Here is a 16,008-nt window from a genome sequence, read left to right on the forward strand (position 1 = left end):
TTGTGCGCGGGTGCGATGACGCAAGTCAACGCGTCGGAGATTCGGTGATAGCTGACTTTGAGTGATGCGCCGACGCCAGATCCTCGGCCATTGCGAGAACCCGAGCGACGAGGCGCTACTCGGGTGGGACGAGCCGGAGTAGACCAAAACATTTCTTTCGAGCCCGCGACCGATGTCATTCTGAGCCGCAAGGCGAAGAATCTCACTCCACAGTTCCGGTGGGGGGCAGCCGATGTTCCGGTACCGCAAAGATTCGCAACTGGTAGCCCCCGGCTACGCGGTTGCTGATGTCATCGCACGTTACTGGGCGATTGACCGAGGTGCCACAGACCTCCATCGTGAGCAGCGGTGGCGGGTCGCCGAGGACTGCCAGCGGTCCTCCGCCTTGCAAGAAGATCAGTTGGGAATCTATTGCAACGCACGCGTCCATCTGCACGAGCGGCGGGATGGAGAGCGTTCTAGAACCGATCGAACCGATCCCGGGGGCATTGGCGCACTCAGGCAGGCCTGGGTCGCCCCGCACCGCAAAGAGCTGCTCCCCTCGGAATTGCAGGCTCGTGATCGTGAATTCGAAGCGGGTATTGGGTCCAGGGTCCGGCGCACGCACGACAACAAATCTCCCCGAAAGTCTCTCTTGGACCGGGGCATCCGTTGACGACGCCAGGAACAGAATGGTGCTGTCCTCGGTGAGCCGATAACGGGTCATGCCGCTGTCGGCATCTCCGCCACAACTGGCAAGACTGAGGACGAGCAGGGTCACCGCGATCTTCTTCGTCACGTGCAAGCCCCCCTATTGCGCGGCGTAAGGCGACGGAGTTCCTGTCTCACGATGGCTCTAACTCATCCCCACGTGTTGAATACTTCACCAGCTGCAATCTCATCTTCACACCTGTAGAGCGTGATAGAGTAATTGCGTCAAGAAGAAAGCAAGGTGTATCGCTGCTTGACTTCACACCACGCTCGCGCCGCCGTCGGCGATCTGGCCCTTGATCGCTCAGCAGGTAGCATGTCCAGTTGTCGATATCTTCGGGCGTGGCAATGCGCGGTAGCACACGGCACGCGGTCGTTGCCGAGATTTCCTCTGTGCGATGCCCCCCGATGCGCTCAAGGTTCGGCTCAACCCGAGACAACACCGGAGATTCACGCTTGATCGTCAGCTCGCACGCATCAGTGAAGAGATGCGGCGCACCAGGGCTTTGCGCTCGCTCGCGGTACTCACGCGAAAGCGTTGATACTCGTCGTCGATTTTCAAGTCGGCGAAGAAGCCGGCCGGGTCTTCGTGGAAGTGCAGAAAGCCGGACGACTTGCGGTAGAAGGCGCCCCGCTTCTTTTCCTTGAGGCCCTCGAAGTTCCGAATCTCGACGAGCAGATCGCCCAACTCATCCAGTGCTTGGGGTCCAGCGTGCTTCATGAGGCGGCGTCCGCGTTGGCGGGCTCTTGATAGACTACGCGGATCAGTTCGGTCAACGCCCCGCAGCTGCCGAACCCGTCGTAACCTTCCAGCCCGCGCCCGGGGCGCAAAATACATGCTTGCCCCCGCGGATTCGCGTTGTACACTCTCGTCGAAGAGTTTTGCCCTCAATGCGCCGATTGATCGTCTATCTGATGACCGCCTCCCTCGCGTGCAGCGTCATGTGCGCGCCGCGCGCGCACGCGCATCGCGTGTACCTAATGAACGACAATCACACCGACTACGGGTGGAACGCGACCACCGATGTCTACGAGACCTCGATGCTCAACGAGCTCGACTACTACCGCGGCCGTATCGACGCCACCGCGAGCAGCCCGGCGGACGAACAAGCCCGCTTCAACGCCGACTGCTGGTACTACCTTTATCTGTACGAGAAGAACCGGACGCCGGCGCAGTTCCAAGATTTGATCGACAAGATCGCCTCCGGCCACCTCACCGTGCCGCTCAACCCGTTCGTGACTCTCTACGGCGCGCTGCCCACCGAAGCCGCCATCCGCGCCGGCTACTATCCGGGCCGCATCGAGCGGCGCTTCCCCACTGTCCACTTCGATCTCGGCCAAGAGATGGAAAACCAAACCATCCCGTGGGGCGTCGTCAGCCTGTGGGCTGGCAGCCGCGTGAAGTATTCATGGAAGGGGGTCTGCGGCTGCGCGTCGATCGGCGGCTTTGACTACAACAGCCGCACCGACGAGGTGTTTCGCTGGCAGGGGCCGGACGACAAGACGCTGCTGATGAAGTGGTACTACCTCACCACGAACTCGTCGTGGGGCGGCTACGCCGAAGCGCGCGACAATCTGTCGGAGGGCGCGATTCAAAGCACGATTGATCACTTCTCCGTGCAGCCGCCCGGACCCGGGCAACCGCCACTGCCGATGACCGGGCTGTTCGGCGCCGGTTGGGACGATGTGAACTATCAGACCACCGCCTTCGAAACGCTGGCGCAACAATGGAACGCCACCCACACCACTGACACGGTGCGAGTCGCCAACGGCATCGACTACTTTCAGGAACTCGAGACCCATGTCGGGCAGCTCAACACCCTGCGCGGCGGCTGGGGCAACGAGTGGGACCTATGGCCGACCGCGCTCGCCGAACGCACCGCGCAGACGCGCCGCGCCATCGAACAACTCCACGCCGCCGAGGCGATGGCGGCCGTCGTGCACGCGCGCAATCTAAATTTCTGGCCGCCGCGTCAGGCCGCGCTCGAAGGGGCGATGGTCGACTACTTCAAGTACTTCGAGCACGGCTGGGGCGATGGCGGCGTCGGCCTGCCCTACGTGATCAACAACAAGCTGACGTGGGCGCAGAGCATCGCGACAACAGTGGCGCAGACCAGCACCGCCGCCGCCAGCGCGCTCGCCGGATACTTCCAGACCCCCGACGAAGACCGCTTTGTCGTCTTCAATCCGCTCGGATTCACGCGCACTGACTTCGCCGACCTCTCGATCGCTACTAGCGGCCCGTTCATCGTCACCGACCTCGCGAGCAGCACCGAAGTGCCGAGCCAGATCGTCACGCTCAACGGTAACTCATATCTCCGCATCCTGGCGAGCAACATGCCGTCACTCGGCTATCGCATCTATCGCTACGAGGCGGGCACTGGCACGACGTTTCCGGACGCGGCCACGGTGACCGGCAATGAGATCGAGAGTGCCTGGCATCGCGTCGATGTCGACGAGCGCGGCCAGCTCACCAGCGCCTTCGATAAGATCGCCAACGTGGAGATGGCAGGTACTGGCCTGAACGATTTTGGCAGCGGCGCATCGACCGGACTGACCGCGGAGAACGTCGGACCGGTGTCGGTCACGCTGCGACGCGACATCAGCGGCCCACCGAGTCGGAGCGTGCGGGTGACGCTCATCGCCGGTGTCGACCGCATCGAGGTCGAAGACGAAATCCTGGAGTCCGACACGGCGACACGAGTCTATCGGTACAACGTCGGCCTAAGCAGTCCGCAGATCCGGTTCGAAGAGATCGGCGCCATCGCGCGGCCGGGCGTGGCAGCCCAGGGCGGCGACTTCCTCGCCGGCGCGCGCATGGATTTCATGACGCTGAACCACTTCGTCAATTTCACCGACGGCGGTTACAGCATCACCTTGTCGAACCAGGACGCGTTCACCATGCAGGTTGGCAACAGCACGCCGGGGAGCTTCGATCTGCCGACTTCCGAGGTCAGCGTGCTCGCATTCGGGCAGGTTTCTGGCAGCGACAGCATCACCGACCAAGGCGGCGACACCTACTTCCGCAATCGCTTCGCCGTCCAGGGTTCGGCCGGTGCGTATTCCGGCGCGCAAGCGATGAAGACCAGCTTGGCGCATCAGAATCCGCTGCAGACGATCGCGCTGGCTCGCAATCAATCCGGTCCACTCACTCAGGATACGCAGAGTTTCCTCTCGGTGAGCGCGCCCAACGTGGTGGTCACCGCCTTCAAGCCCACTGAAGAAGGAGATCGGGGCTTGCTCGTCCGGTTGTGGGAACTCGATGGCGCCCCCACCACCTTCTCCATCGACGCCTCCGCATTCTCGCCGACCATGGCGTACGAGACCTCGCTAATCGAAACCGACACCGCGCCGGCCTCGGTCGCCAGCGGCGTCATCGCCGCCAGCATCGGCGCCAACGAGATCAAAGCCTATCGTTTCCAGCCGACCTGCCAGTCCGAGGTTCCCAACGACAACTGTCCGTGCATCGCCAATCCCGGCCAAGAGGACAGTGACGGCGATGGCGTCGGTGACGCGTGCGACAACTGCCCGAACACGCCGAACGCGAGTCAAGCGGATGCCGACAGCGACGGCGTCGGCGACGCGTGCGACCTCTGCACGACCACGGTTGCCGGACAGACCAAATGGCTGCGGCCGCTGGCGATGGCGTTCCGCATCAATGACAACATCACCGGTAACGACTTCTTGCGCTTGAGCGGCCAGTTCACGCTCGCCACCGGCGCCTTCACCATCGACCCGATGGCCAACGGCGCACGCGTGCAGATCCGCTCGGCGGCCGGCGTGCCGAAGGTCGATATCACTCTGCCATCGGGGCCGTACGCGTATCCGGGTCCAGGCTGGATCAAGAACGCCAAGCGCTTTCTCTTCCGCGATCTGCGCCCCGGCGGTACCAACGGCATCAGTCAACTCAATGTGCTGAGCAAGACCAACGGGGCCGTGCAGGTGATGTTGCTCGGGACCAAGGGCGTCTTCAACCTGCTCGCCAGCGACCGGCCGTTGCGCGCGACGGTCGTGCTCGGTGGCGCCGCCGCGAGCGCCGCCGGCGAGTGTGGCGAATTGAGTTTCGCCACCAAGGCGTGCCACGCCAACTTCAGCGGAACACTGTTGGTGTGCCGGTAGCTTCGAAGCGTGTCCGAACCGTTCTTCGTCGGCGCGCTAGACTTCCAACCGAACGGTCACAACACCGCTGGCGAAGCGTCGCACAAACGGGCCTATCAATCGCCGCGCGATTCCCGTCTGGACTAGGAGCGGCAGCACGACGCCCAAGAATATCCCACTACCTCGTGCGCGGCCGAACAGCACTCGCGGCGGGCGTTGTTGCTGCGCTTGGATCTGGGTGACCTCGGGCTGGCGTTCCGCTTGCACCCGCTGCGCCGCGGCGTCGATCTCACCGGCGCTTCCGCTGCGCGTCAACACGGGCACGAGGTGATTCGCCGCCACGATGGCATCGCGCAAGGCGATGTTGATGCCCTGCCCGCCCACCGGTGACATCGGATGCGCGGCGTCGCCGATCAACAGCAGCCCCGGCGCCGTCCACCGCACCAACCGATCGCACACCACGTCGAGCAGAAACGGCTGGGTGATCTCCTGTCGATGCGCGTGCAGGTGAGCAGCCAGATCCGGCGACAGATGATTGGCCATCTCATCGAGCCAGCTCTCAATGCCGCGGCGCCGCAGTTCGCCGAAGCAACCCTTTTCGATGATCCAACCGATTTGCAGCCGTTCGTCGTACGATGGAAACATCAACGCGAAGTGCCCGCGGCCGAGATACGCGCGCGCCGTCCGTCGATCACCGAGGAACGGCGGCAGCGGCACCTTGCACCACACGATGTCGAACGCTTGCGGCATGCGTTCCTCGTGCAAGCCGGCGCGACGGCGCAGGACGGAAGTCCGCCCATCGGTACCGATCACAAGATCGCCGCGGAACTCGCGCGCACCGGCGCTCGAGTCCGCGAGCACGCCGACCACGCGCTCACCGTCGCGGACGACGTCACGCACCGTCACGCCGCGCTCGAGCCGAAACGACGGGAAGCGCGCCCCCTCCGCGACCAGCAACTCCAACAAGGCTGGTTGCGATATCATCCGCGGACCGAAGGTACCGAGCTGCTCTTCCACATCGAGACGAAACAGCCGGCGGGCGCCGCGGTACATCTCGACGGCGCTGATGCGACTGGCAGGCAGCGCATCGAGCGCGGCGCCCAGCCCCATTTGCGCAAAGGCATCGACCCCGCTCGGCATCAACGCCTCGCCGCGGAACTCGCGCGCAAAATCCGTGTGTCGCTCCAGCAGCGTCACCGCGATTCCGCTGCGCGCGAGCAGGAACGCCAGCGACGCGCCGGCCGGCCCGGCGCCAACAATCACAACCCGCACAACCTGAGCCATCGCGGCCTACGATTACGTCGCACTCGCCGAGAGATGCAACCGCTACCGCGTTCTGAGGGTGACGACCAGCCGTCGCCACACTACGGGCGCAGCACAACCTTTCCCAAATTCTTGCGCTGCTCCAGATAGCGGTGCGCCTCGGCGGCCTCGGCGAGCGGGAAGCGACGGTCGATCACGACGCGGAACTTGCCGCTCGTGACCAGCTGAATCAGCTCAGCAAGTACCGGCCAGGCTTCGCCGGTCATCACCCACGGTACGAGGTAGAGCCCGTGGATCGAGAGATTGCCGCGGAACAACGCGGTGGGATCGACCGTGGCGGTCTTGCCCACTGTGTTACCGACGGCGACAAGGCGGCCATTGAGCCGCAGCACTTCGAGGCTCTGCTCGAACACATCTCCGCCGACCGACTCGAACACCACATCGACGCCGGCGCCCTCGGTGATGCGCCAGGCTTCCTCGACGAAGTCCTGCTCGCTGTAGTTGATGGTCGCGTCGGCACCGAGGCGGCGCGCGAACTCCCGCTTCGCACTCGTACTCGCCGTCGCGATCACGCGAGCGCCGCGCTGCTTGGCAACTTGAATCCCAGCCATCCCAACGCCGCTCGCACCGGCGTGGACCAGCACCCATTCGTTCGCTTGTACCTTCGCGATGGTGAGCAAGCCGTGCCAGGCGCACAGGAACACCACCGGGATCGACGCCGCGGAATCGAAATCCAAGTTGTCGGGAATCGGCACTGCGGCCAGCGCCGGCGTTACCAGTTGCTCGGCATAGGCGCCGTGAGCTGCGAGTGCGGCCACGCGCTGGCCCACGCGCCCGACATCGACGCCGTCGCCGACTCGGTCGATGATGCCGGCGACTTCAAATCCGAGCGTGAAGGGAAACGCCACCTCGCCGGGATAGTTGCCGTGGCGGCGGGCGAGGTCGCCATGATTGATCGAGGCCGCCTTCACCGCGACCCGCACTTCGCCGGGCTGCGGTTTCAAATCCGGCACTTCTTCGTAGCGCAGGACGCTCGCGTCCCCAAACCGATGAATCCGCACGGCATGCATGAGCGACTCCTACCGAGTTGCCACGCCGCCCCGTCCCATCCGCTCCACGATGCTTGTACTCCAACTCGTGCAGCGTCGGAAGATATTTCATTCCGGCTGGCCTGCTTGTCTTTACCGGCTCATCGTGGGAGAAGATACAGCGAAGATCACATGAACCCGACCCCACTCGACGGCCGCGGAACGCGCGCCAATCCGGAGAATCGCTACGAGCAGATTCACGTCGAAGCCGACAGCGATCGTGATACCGACGAGCCGAGTAGCGAAGAGCCCACGATCTTCTACCGCGACTCCAGCAAGTCGGTGCTGGCGAAGAACGACAGTCCGGACCTCGGCTTCACCTACAGCCTCAATCCGTACCGCGGCTGTGAGCACGGCTGCGTGTACTGCTATGCGCGACCGACGCATGAATACCTCAGCTTCAACGCCGGGCTCGACTTCGAGCGGCGCATCATGGTGAAGGACGACGCGCCGGCGCTGCTGCGCCAAACGTTGCTCTCGCCGAAGTGGCAGCCGCAAGTGGTCTGCCTCTCCGGCAACACCGATTGCTACCAGCCAGTCGAACGCCGCCTGAGGCTGACCCGTCGCTGTCTCGAAGTCTTCCGCGAGTTCCGCAATCCGGTCGGGATCATCACCAAGAGCGCGCTGGTGACCCGCGACATCGATGTGCTCGCCGATCTTGCCGCGGTCGGCGCGGCGCACGTGACGGTGTCGATCACCTCGCTCGATGCCGATCTCGCGCGCCGCATGGAGCCGCGGGCGGCAACACCGGAGCGGCGCCTCGACGCGATCGCAGCGCTCAGCGCGGCCGCGATTCCGGTCAGCGTCAACGTCGCCCCCATCGTTCCGGGACTCAATGACAGCGAGATTCCCGTCATCCTTGAACGTGCCGCAGCCGCCGGCGCGCAAGGCGCGGCATGGATCATGGTGCGTCTTCCGAAACCGGTCGATCAACTCTTCGAAGAGTGGCTGGTGCGCAACTTCCCCGATCGCTGTCAGCGTGTCCTGCGTCGCATCCGCGAATGTCGCGACGGCCGCATCAGCGACAGTCGCTTTGGCCATCGCATGCGTGGCGAAGGCGTGTACGCGGAGCAGATCGCGGCCCTCTTCCGCACCGCAGCGCGCCGCGCCGGCCTCGACCGACCGCTCCCATCGCTCAGCACCGCCGCGTTCCGCCGCCCGCCACAGGCGGGAGAACAACTCCCGCTGTACTAGTGTCGTCTCTCGCAAATGTCAGTCACAACGGATTCTCTGAGGCGTGGGGGCGATGCATGCACCCTCCGTATTCTCCGCGATGGACCCGGGCGACGCATGCGTCGCCCCTACAGAGGAACGGTAGATCTGGTCGAGGCCATGTCGCAGGCATTGTGAGACACAACACTAGCGGACGGCGGCCGACCAGCCGTCGGTTTGACACCCCGGGGCGAAGCACCGACAATTCGTAACTGTGCCAGCTCATGTTCATTGGTGGCGATGGTAGGCCGACCCCGCGGAAGCGCACTGATGCCACCAACGGATGAACGCGGCCTCCTAGCGCAAATCGCCGAACTCACGCGCACGCTGGCGGAGGCGCAAGCCGCCGTGCGCGCGCAGGTCGCCGAACGCGAGCGCATCGAGCAAGTGCTGCACGGCGAGCGGAGCTTCGCCGCCACCGTCTTCGATACGGTGGGCGCCCTGATCGCCGTGGTCGATCGGACGGGGCGCATCGTGCGCTTCAACCGGGCCTGCGAACAGATGCTGGGCTATGCGTTCGGCGAAGCGCAGGGGCGCTGCTTCTGGGATCTCATGCCGATTGCCGGCGAGATTGAGCCTGCCCGTATTGTCTTCGAGCGACTGATCGCCGGCGATTGGCCTACGACCTACGAGACGTATTGGTTCGCACGCGACGGGAGCCGCCGATTGCTCGCCTGGTCGGCGGCGTTGCTCAGAGATGTAGACGGAAACGTCGAGTACGTCGTGGGCACCGGGATCGACATTACGCAGCGCAAACGGGCGGAGCAGAAGGCCGCCGCCGTGCTTGAAGTTGTCAATGACCTGGGCAGTTCGTTGGACCTCATCGAGGTGCTGCATCGCGCGGCGCGCCGCATGACGACCGTGGTGCCGTGCGACGCTGTGGCGACCTTCTACTGGGACCCGATTCACCAAGTGACCCGCCTGATCGCGCAGTCCGGCATTCCACCCGATCTGGTGGCCGCGGCGCACCAACTGGTCTTCAAAAACGCCGAACCGTTCGGCGGCCGCGTCAACAACGGAGAAACGGTGGTGATCGACGATGCCGGCGGACTGCCTTGGCTGCCGGCACGCGCCGACGGTTCGTACCGAGTGCAGTCGTTGGTCGCTGCACCCTTGTTGGTACGCGGGCGCGTGCTCGGTGCACTGGTCGCATTGTCCACGCGCGTGCACTCGTTCGACACCGACCAAGTCGAACTGTGCGAGGGCATCGCGCGGCAGCTCGCCGTTGCCATTGAAAGCGCCGATCTCTATCGCACACAACAACAGGAGGCGATGGTATCGAGCGCCCTGGCCCGCCTTGGACAGGAACTAATCGCATCATTGGACACACCGGTGGTTCTGCAGCGACTGTGTCAGCTCACCACCGAGGTGCTCGCGTGCGACTTCAGCCACACCTGGCTGTGGCAACCACAAGAGCAAGTGTTCCTGCCGGTGTCCGGACACGGCGATCCGCCCGAGCAGTGGGAGTCAATACGCGTGCTGCGACTCGCCCGCAGCGGGATCGCGCCGTTGCTGGAGCGTTTGGAACACGACGGTATCGTCAACGCCCAGCTCTCCGCGCTGCGCGCACCCGACGCCCGCGCGGGTGAACCCGTGTCGGGGGCCACTGTTGCGCTCATCGTGGCGCTGCGCCGTCGCGGCGAGATCTTCGGCTTTCACACCGCCGGCTATCACACACGAACGGAGCTGTTTTCGCCGCACCAGGAGCGCATTGCGCGCGGCATCGGACAGCTCGCCTCGCTGGCGCTCGAGAACGCCCGACTGGTCGAGGAACTGGATCGCGCCAATCGGCTGAAGTCCGAATTCGTCGCGACCATGTCGCACGAGCTGCGCACCCCGCTCAACATCATCGTCGGCTACAATGACTTGCTGCTCGACGGCGACTTCGGCGCGTTGCCCCCCGCCCAGGCCGATGTGCTGACGCGCCTGCGCGCCAGTTCACAGCAACTCCTTGATCTCATCAACACCACGCTCGATCTCAGTCGACTCGAAGCCGGCCGGTTCACGCTCGACGTCGCCGAGATCCGCGTGGCCGATGTGCTCGCCGAGGTGGCGGCGGAAACGAGCGAGCAGCAACGCGCGTCGGGCTTGCGCTTCACTTGGACGCTTGACAACGACCTGCCGCCGTTGCACACCGACCCGCTGAAGCTGAAGGTGATTCTCAAAAACCTCATCGGCAACGCGATCAAGTTCACCGAGCAAGGGAGCGTCACGATTGAGAGTTCGGTACGCGACGGCGGCGTGGTCATCGCGGTGGCGGACACTGGCAGTGGTATCGCCCCGGAGGCGCTGCCGATCATCTTCGAGCCGTTCCGCCAGGCTTCCGCACCGCCGAGTGGTCGGCAAAGCGGAGTCGGACTCGGTCTGTACATCGTGCAACGTCTCATCGGCCTGTTGAGCGGTACGATCAGCGTGCAGAGTGACGTCGGCCGCGGCTCCACGTTCTCCGTGTGGTTGCCACGCGCCGTGATTCCGCAGCCCGAGGCGTCGTCGAGTCCTTCGCAAATCGGCGACCCTCCGCGATAGCACCGGCGATCCGTGAACTAACCCTGACGTGACAGAAGACTCACCGCCGAGAACGCAGAGATCGCAGAGAGAGAGAGTCGCCACGAGAGCATTTGAGCACTTTCGTCAACCTCATTGGCAACAGGCTTTCGTTTGGCTCCTTCGTGGTCTCCCGCCCCATGTCTCGGCGCTCTCGGCGCGCTCCGCGGTGAATCCGTCTGTGTCACATCAGGGTTATCCCACTGTTGCGGCCCTCCGCACGCTTCGATAGCGTGACCGCGTGCTCGCTGCGAAAACTGAGCAAGTCCTTGCCACGGTAACGGAACGGCTGCGCGCGCTGTTCAGTGCACGACTCGTCACCGTCGCGCTATACGGTAGCGCGGTCGGCCCCGATTTCGTCGCCGGGCAGTCGGACCTCAACCTGGTGGTTGTGCTCGACACGGTCGGCTTTGCCGATCTGCAAGCACTGCAAGCCGAGTTCAGCGGCTGGCGCAAGCAGGGGCTGGCGACGCCGCTGCTGCTCGATCAACGGTTTCTGCGTGACGCGGCGGATGTGTTCCCGATGGAGTTGGAAGACATCGCGATCATCATCGCTCGCTCCACGGAACGGATGTGTTTGCCACACTCGCGATCCGGCGCGACAACTTGCGCTATCAGTGTGAGCACGAGGCGCGCGGCAAGCTGCTGCGCCTCGGCGGCCTGTACCTGGAAGTCGGCGGCGACCGCCGCGCCCTGCAGCGACTGATGATCGAGTCGCTCAAGACCTTTCTCATCGTCATGCGCAACGTCAACCGATTGGTCGGCATCCACGAACCGGGTGCGTACGCCAGTGTGCTGGTGCGCTTCGCGCAGCACTTCCACGGTACGTTCCCGACCATGGCGCGGCTGTTGCGCATCAAGCTCGGCCAGGAGAAATGGCTCGACGACGGCGACCCGACCTTCCGCAGCTACCTCGCCGAAGTGCAGCAGTTGATCGGCTACATCGATCAGCTCCCAACCGACGCCAGCTCGACCGAAACGTGAGCGAATTCCCGGGAAGCCCAGGGTGACCGTCTGTGCACAAGAAATCCCAGCAGTCGGTCCGTCATACCGGCGAAAGCCGGTATCCAGGCGGGGGCGCGGCGCTCGAACTTGGATTCCGGCTTTCGCCGGAATGACGAGTGACGAGATCGCTCCACCTTTGCGCGATGCAGGTGACTTTCTGACTTGTCGCACAGATTCCCGGAGCAGGTGGTTGCGACCGGGCTTCAGTCTGTTCGCCCTGCTGGTCGGCGTCGTCGCCACTAGCGTCGTGCACGCGCAAGAGCCGCGCATCCCGACGGCGCACGGCTTCGTAAACGACTATGCGCACGTACTCGATGCGGCGACCGCGCAGCGACTCGACGGGGTGATTCGCGAACTGCAAGCGAAGACCGGCGCCGAGATCGCCGTGGTCACCGTCGACTCGACTCAGCCGCTGTCAGCCTTCGACTATGCGATAAAAATCGCGGAGGCCTGGAAACCCGGCGCCAAGGGCAAGGACAACGGGGTCGTATTCCTCAGCGCCATCAAGGATCGCAGTCTCTTCATCGCCGTGGGTTATGGGATCGAGGGCGCGCTGCCGGACGGGCGAGTCGGCGAGATTCGCGATCGCGTGGTGGTGCCGCACTTCAAGCAGGGCGACTACAGCGGTGGCATTCGCGCGGGCACAAAGGCACTGGCCGCGATCATCGCCGCCGAGTACCACGTCACGCTCACAGACGTGGCGCCGCCGCAATTCAATCCGCAGCGACGCGGCAACGGATTGCCCGTCCCGATCGTCTTGCTGTTTGTGATCGCGATGATCTTCCTCGCCCGCACTGGATTGTGGCCGCTGCTGTTCCTGGGCGGACCGCGTCGCGGCGGCTTTTACGGCGGCAGTTTCGGCGGTGGTGGCTTCGGCGGCAGTGGCGGTGGCTTCGGTGGTTTCGGCGGCGGCGGTTTTGGCGGCGGCGGCGCCGGCGGTAGTTGGTGAGCCGCCTCACCCGCGCGGGCGCGGCACGCGCTTGAGCAGCGCGATCAGTTCCTTGAGTCGCTTCGCCGGCAGCGCGTAGACTTCGCGCAAGCGCGCTTCGATCGCCGCCAGCGACAGGCTCCGTTTGAGGAGATTGGGATACGCTTCGAGCGCGTCTTGCACGTCGGCCAGATCGCGGGCGCGACGGCGGCGGTCAGCGGCGGCGGCGCACAGCTTGAGGATGACATAGTCCTCGATGCGCGGCACCGCGACGCGCCGGCCTTCGATGATCATGCTATCGGCCTGTTGATACGCCACCGAGAACGGGTCGCGCGGGTCGCGCGAGGAGGCCACCGCGGTGACCTCGATATCGATTGGGCGCCCGCGGACGAAATAGCGCCAGGTATGGGGGATCCCCTGCACCGGCAGGAAGCCCACCTCGCTCATCCAGGCGCGATCCAAGCCGTCCTGGTCTACGAGCACGATATCGATGTCGCGCGTACTGCCGGCGCGTACGGCGACATCGCGAAACGTCCCCCCGATCAACATGAAGTGGATGCCGCTGCGCTTGGCGGCGCGCGCGAACGCACGAAAAACAGTCCCGTGCCCCACGGTGCTCAGCCGACCGCGCAACTGCGGGGGCTGCCGGGTCGCCGTACCCGCTCGATGCAGCACCATATCCACGCCGCCTACCTTACCATCACCACCGCCTCGGAGGCCATGGCTAGCCCCAATCCGAAAAAAGAGGGGAAACCGCCGATGCACGCCGATCAACGCAAATGGGAAGGCCGGATTCCGGTCTTGATAGACAGCGCAGATCCGCGTGTATCGGCGTCGATCGGCGGTTCCAATTTCTCTTGGCTTTGGGTCTGCGTGATTTGACGCCAAGGCGCTCGCCGGGCACACACCAGGGGTCGCCAGATGCAGGCCAAGGAGAACCGCAAGGAGACTCGATGGATCGCTCGACCGTGCGCGTGCTGACACTCAATTGTTGGAATCTCTCCGAACCGATCGCCGAGCGCATCGCGCTCATCCGAGCCGGCATCGAGTCGTTACAACCCGATCTCATTGGCTTGCAGGAGATCATCGTGCGCGCCGACGGCTTGGATGAAGGCGCACTCATTCTCGACGGGCTCGGCTACCAGCGGATCTTCGGCCCGGCGTTTCATTGGACCGACGCCGGCACTGCGCAGCCGACTGATCCGGGCGCGCACGCGTTCGGTAACCTCATCGCCAGCCGCTGGCCGCTGCGGCACCACGAGGTACAGGCGCTGCCGGGATCGGAAACCCACGAGTACCGGTGCGCGCTCGGGGCACTGGTCGATGCCCCGTTCGGGTCCATCCCGTTTGTCACCACCCATCTCAATTGGAAATTCCATCATGGCAACATTCGCGAACGTCAAGTCGTCGCGCTCGCCGAGTTCACCAACCGTCTCGCCAAGGGCGCCGGGTTTCAGCCGATCCTTGTCGGCGACATGAACGCCGAACCGGACTCGAACGAGATCCGTTTCCTCGCCGGGCTGGCGGCCCTCGAAGGTCGCAGCACCTATTTTCAGGACGCGTGGCGCGTGGCCGGTGATGGCCCCGGCTTCACCTGGGACAATCGCAATCGCTTCGCCGCCATCATGTTCGAACCCAATCGGCGCATCGACTACATCTTCGTTGGTCTCGCCAACATGCACGCACGCGGCCGCATCGATGCGGTGCGTCTGGTGCTGGATGAGCCGCAAGGCGACGTCTTCCCCAGCGACCACTTCGGCCTGTTGGCGGACATACGCATCTGACATAGAACTCACCGCCGAGATCGCCGAGACCGCAGAGAAACTCGACCCATCGCATCCCTCGCTCAACGATCCAAAGCTCATCTCCAACGAGATTTGCGACAAAGTGCGGATGTCACTCTCTCATCGACTCGGCGCCCTCTGCGTTCGGCGGTGAAGCTCTCTTTTTTCCTTCGCAAGATTGAACGTATCACTGACAAATGATCCGCTCGTGACCAACCGGTGACACGGGCAAGGCTATAAACTCTGTACGACGGGCATGGCCCAAGGGGCAGCCTGCGAGCGGAGGACAGAATGGCCAAAGCGATCACGGCAGACAACGACTCGAAGCGGCAAGACGGTTATCAAGGCGGCAACTCAATCGCATTTTGGCTCGTCCACGTCGCTTGCGCGCTGGTGTTGTTCACGGGGGTCAGTTGGAGCGCCGTCGCGGTCGGGCTGGCGACGTACTGGACGCGCATGTTTGGGATCACCGCGGGTTACCATCGCTACTTCTCCCATCGCGCCTTCAAGACCAGCCGCGCGTTCCAGTTCGTGCTCGCGGTGCTCGGCACCACCTCGGTGCAGAAGGGCGTGCTGTGGTGGGCGGCCAATCATCGCAACCATCACAAGTATTCCGATTTGCCCGAGGACCTGCACTCGCCAATTCAGCGCGGCTTCTGGTGGTCGCACGTCGGCTGGATTCTCAGTCCCGACTACGACGAGACCCTCTTCGAGCGCATCCCCGACATGGCCAAGTATCCCGAGTTGCGCTGGCTCAATCAGCACTACCTGGTTCCGCCGGTGACATTGGCGGTCGCGCTGTTCATGCTCGGCGGCATGAGCTGGCTGGTGTGGGGCTTCTTCGTCAGCACTGTGCTCCTGTGGCACTCGACGTTCCTGATCAACTCGCTCGCCCATGTCTACGGCAGCCGGCGCTACGACACGGCCGACACCAGCCGCAACAACGTGTGGCTCGCGCTGCTCACGTTCGGTGAAGGCTGGCACAACAACCACCACCACTTCATGAACTCGGTACGACAGGGGTTCTTTTGGTGGGAGATCGACGTGAGCTACTACATCCTCAAAGCGCTGTCGTGGGTCGGGATCACGTGGGATTTGATCGAACCGCCCGCGCGTGTCCGTATCCCAGCAGCAGCCGACGCACGTCAGCTCAAAGCCGCGTAAATCATCGTCAACAGCCAGCGACCGCACCTTGAAGCGGTCTGGGGCGTGTGGTAGCAGCGTGGGCCTCCGGTTGGTACCACACCGGATACCACTGGTCCCCGGTAGCTCAGTCGGTAGAGCGTTCGGCTGTTAACCGAAATGTCGCTGGTTCGAATCCGGCCCGGGGAGTTTCGGAGATCGAGGGGTTGACCCAGCATGGGTCGACCCCTTGATGCGTTGTGTCCCAGTTCTG

13 protein-coding genes, 1 tRNA gene and 1 pseudogene are annotated in these 16,008 nt (G+C 64.0%); 10 read left to right on the forward strand and 5 right to left on the reverse strand.

Going from position 1 to position 16,008, the window contains the following annotated elements; all coding sequences use genetic code 11:
- Window positions 1-202: 202 nt before the first annotated feature.
- Together HYR72_04575 and HYR72_04580 are read right to left on the reverse strand one after the other, a co-directional pair.
- Window positions 203-760 (reverse strand): hypothetical protein, encoded by a 558-nt coding sequence (locus HYR72_04575; GenBank protein MBI1814229.1) that lies wholly within the window; start codon window positions 758-760, stop codon window positions 203-205.
- A gap of 393 nt (window positions 761-1,153) precedes the next feature.
- Window positions 1,154-1,411: a hypothetical protein gene (locus tag HYR72_04580; protein MBI1814230.1), complete on the reverse strand. Its 258-nt coding sequence runs from the start codon at window positions 1,409-1,411 to the stop codon at window positions 1,154-1,156.
- 2,591 nt (window positions 1,412-4,002) lie between these two features.
- Here HYR72_04580 and HYR72_04585 point away from each other — a divergent pair.
- A pseudogene (locus HYR72_04585) lies at window positions 4,003-4,281 on the forward strand (thrombospondin type 3 repeat-containing protein).
- Between the two features lie 564 nt (window positions 4,282-4,845).
- On the opposite strand, the gene HYR72_04590 reads toward HYR72_04585, so the two are convergent.
- Window positions 4,846-6,072 (reverse strand): FAD-dependent monooxygenase, encoded by a 1,227-nt coding sequence (locus HYR72_04590; GenBank protein ID MBI1814231.1) that lies wholly within the window; start codon window positions 6,070-6,072, stop codon window positions 4,846-4,848.
- Window positions 6,073-6,152: 80 nt separating this feature from the next.
- A complete protein-coding gene (locus HYR72_04595; protein ID MBI1814232.1) occupies window positions 6,153-7,121 on the reverse strand; it encodes an NADPH:quinone oxidoreductase family protein in 969 nt (322 codons plus the stop codon).
- A 150-nt stretch (window positions 7,122-7,271) separates the two neighbouring features.
- On the opposite strand from HYR72_04595, the gene HYR72_04600 reads away from it, so the two are divergent.
- The 5 genes from HYR72_04600 (at window position 7,272) to HYR72_04620 (ending at window position 12,849) form a co-directional block, all read left to right on the forward strand.
- Window positions 7,272-8,333, forward strand: a complete 1,062-nt coding sequence (locus tag HYR72_04600; protein ID MBI1814233.1) for a PA0069 family radical SAM protein — start codon at window positions 7,272-7,274, stop codon at window positions 8,331-8,333.
- Between the two features lie 288 nt (window positions 8,334-8,621).
- Window positions 8,622-10,877, forward strand: coding sequence for a PAS domain S-box protein (locus tag HYR72_04605; GenBank protein MBI1814234.1), 2,256 nt, complete (start codon window positions 8,622-8,624; stop codon window positions 10,875-10,877).
- A gap of 259 nt (window positions 10,878-11,136) precedes the next feature.
- A complete protein-coding gene (locus HYR72_04610) occupies window positions 11,137-11,601 on the forward strand; it encodes a hypothetical protein (protein ID MBI1814235.1) in 465 nt (154 codons plus the stop codon).
- Complete coding sequence (locus HYR72_04615; GenBank protein ID MBI1814236.1) at window positions 11,601-11,879, forward strand: hypothetical protein; 279 nt, start codon at window positions 11,601-11,603, stop codon at window positions 11,877-11,879. The genes HYR72_04610 and HYR72_04615 overlap by 1 nt, the downstream gene beginning before the upstream one ends.
- A 211-nt stretch (window positions 11,880-12,090) precedes the next feature.
- On the forward strand, window positions 12,091-12,849 hold the full coding sequence (locus HYR72_04620) for a TPM domain-containing protein (protein ID MBI1814237.1): 759 nt from the start codon (window positions 12,091-12,093) through the stop codon (window positions 12,847-12,849).
- 6 nt (window positions 12,850-12,855) lie between these two features.
- Here HYR72_04620 and HYR72_04625 read toward each other — a convergent pair whose 3' ends face one another.
- Window positions 12,856-13,506 (reverse strand): nucleotidyl transferase AbiEii/AbiGii toxin family protein, encoded by a 651-nt coding sequence (locus HYR72_04625; protein MBI1814238.1) that lies wholly within the window; start codon window positions 13,504-13,506, stop codon window positions 12,856-12,858.
- Here HYR72_04625 and HYR72_04630 point away from each other — a divergent pair.
- The 4 genes from HYR72_04630 to HYR72_04645 all read left to right on the forward strand — a co-directional run bounded on the left by HYR72_04630 (window position 13,495) and on the right by HYR72_04645 (window position 15,944).
- On the forward strand, window positions 13,495-13,710 hold the full coding sequence (locus HYR72_04630) for a hypothetical protein (protein ID MBI1814239.1): 216 nt from the start codon (window positions 13,495-13,497) through the stop codon (window positions 13,708-13,710). The genes HYR72_04625 and HYR72_04630 overlap by 12 nt on opposite strands.
- A 71-nt stretch (window positions 13,711-13,781) precedes the next feature.
- The gene (locus tag HYR72_04635) at window positions 13,782-14,612 is read left to right on the forward strand and encodes an endonuclease/exonuclease/phosphatase family protein (protein ID MBI1814240.1); all 831 of its coding nucleotides are present in this window, start codon (window positions 13,782-13,784) and stop codon (window positions 14,610-14,612) included.
- A 291-nt stretch (window positions 14,613-14,903) separates the two neighbouring features.
- Window positions 14,904-15,776 carry an acyl-CoA desaturase gene (locus HYR72_04640; GenBank protein MBI1814241.1) on the forward strand — a complete coding sequence of 291 codons (873 nt, stop codon included), beginning with the start codon at window positions 14,904-14,906 and terminating at the stop codon, window positions 15,774-15,776.
- A 95-nt stretch (window positions 15,777-15,871) separates the two neighbouring features.
- Window positions 15,872-15,944 (forward strand) — tRNA-Asn (locus tag HYR72_04645).
- Window positions 15,945-16,008: the final 64 nt, after the last annotated feature.

It is taken from the genome of Deltaproteobacteria bacterium (assembly GCA_016178705.1).
Lineage (GTDB): Bacteria > Desulfobacterota > Binatia > HRBIN30 > JACQVA1 > JACOST01.

What these genes read in the sequence shown, in the direction of transcription:
- HYR72_04580 (MBI1814230.1), bottom strand. Translation starts at nt 1,411, where the DNA reads ATGAAGCACGCTGGACCCCAAGCACTGGATGAGTTGGGCGATCTGCTC.
- HYR72_04590 (MBI1814231.1), bottom strand. Translation starts at nt 6,072, where the DNA reads ATGGCTCAGGTTGTGCGGGTTGTGATTGTTGGCGCCGGGCCGGCCGGC.
- HYR72_04595 (MBI1814232.1), bottom strand. Translation starts at nt 7,121, where the DNA reads ATGCATGCCGTGCGGATTCATCGGTTTGGGGACGCGAGCGTCCTGCGC.
- HYR72_04600 (MBI1814233.1), top strand. Translation starts at nt 7,272, where the DNA reads ATGAACCCGACCCCACTCGACGGCCGCGGAACGCGCGCCAATCCGGAG.
- HYR72_04605 (MBI1814234.1), top strand. Translation starts at nt 8,622, where the DNA reads ATGCCACCAACGGATGAACGCGGCCTCCTAGCGCAAATCGCCGAACTC.
- HYR72_04615 (MBI1814236.1), top strand. Translation starts at nt 11,601, where the DNA reads ATGATCGAGTCGCTCAAGACCTTTCTCATCGTCATGCGCAACGTCAAC.
- HYR72_04630 (MBI1814239.1), top strand. Translation starts at nt 13,495, where the DNA reads ATGCAGCACCATATCCACGCCGCCTACCTTACCATCACCACCGCCTCG.
- HYR72_04625 (MBI1814238.1), bottom strand. Translation starts at nt 13,506, where the DNA reads ATGGTGCTGCATCGAGCGGGTACGGCGACCCGGCAGCCCCCGCAGTTG.
- HYR72_04635 (MBI1814240.1), top strand. Translation starts at nt 13,782, where the DNA reads ATGGATCGCTCGACCGTGCGCGTGCTGACACTCAATTGTTGGAATCTC.
- HYR72_04640 (MBI1814241.1), top strand. Translation starts at nt 14,904, where the DNA reads ATGGCCAAAGCGATCACGGCAGACAACGACTCGAAGCGGCAAGACGGT.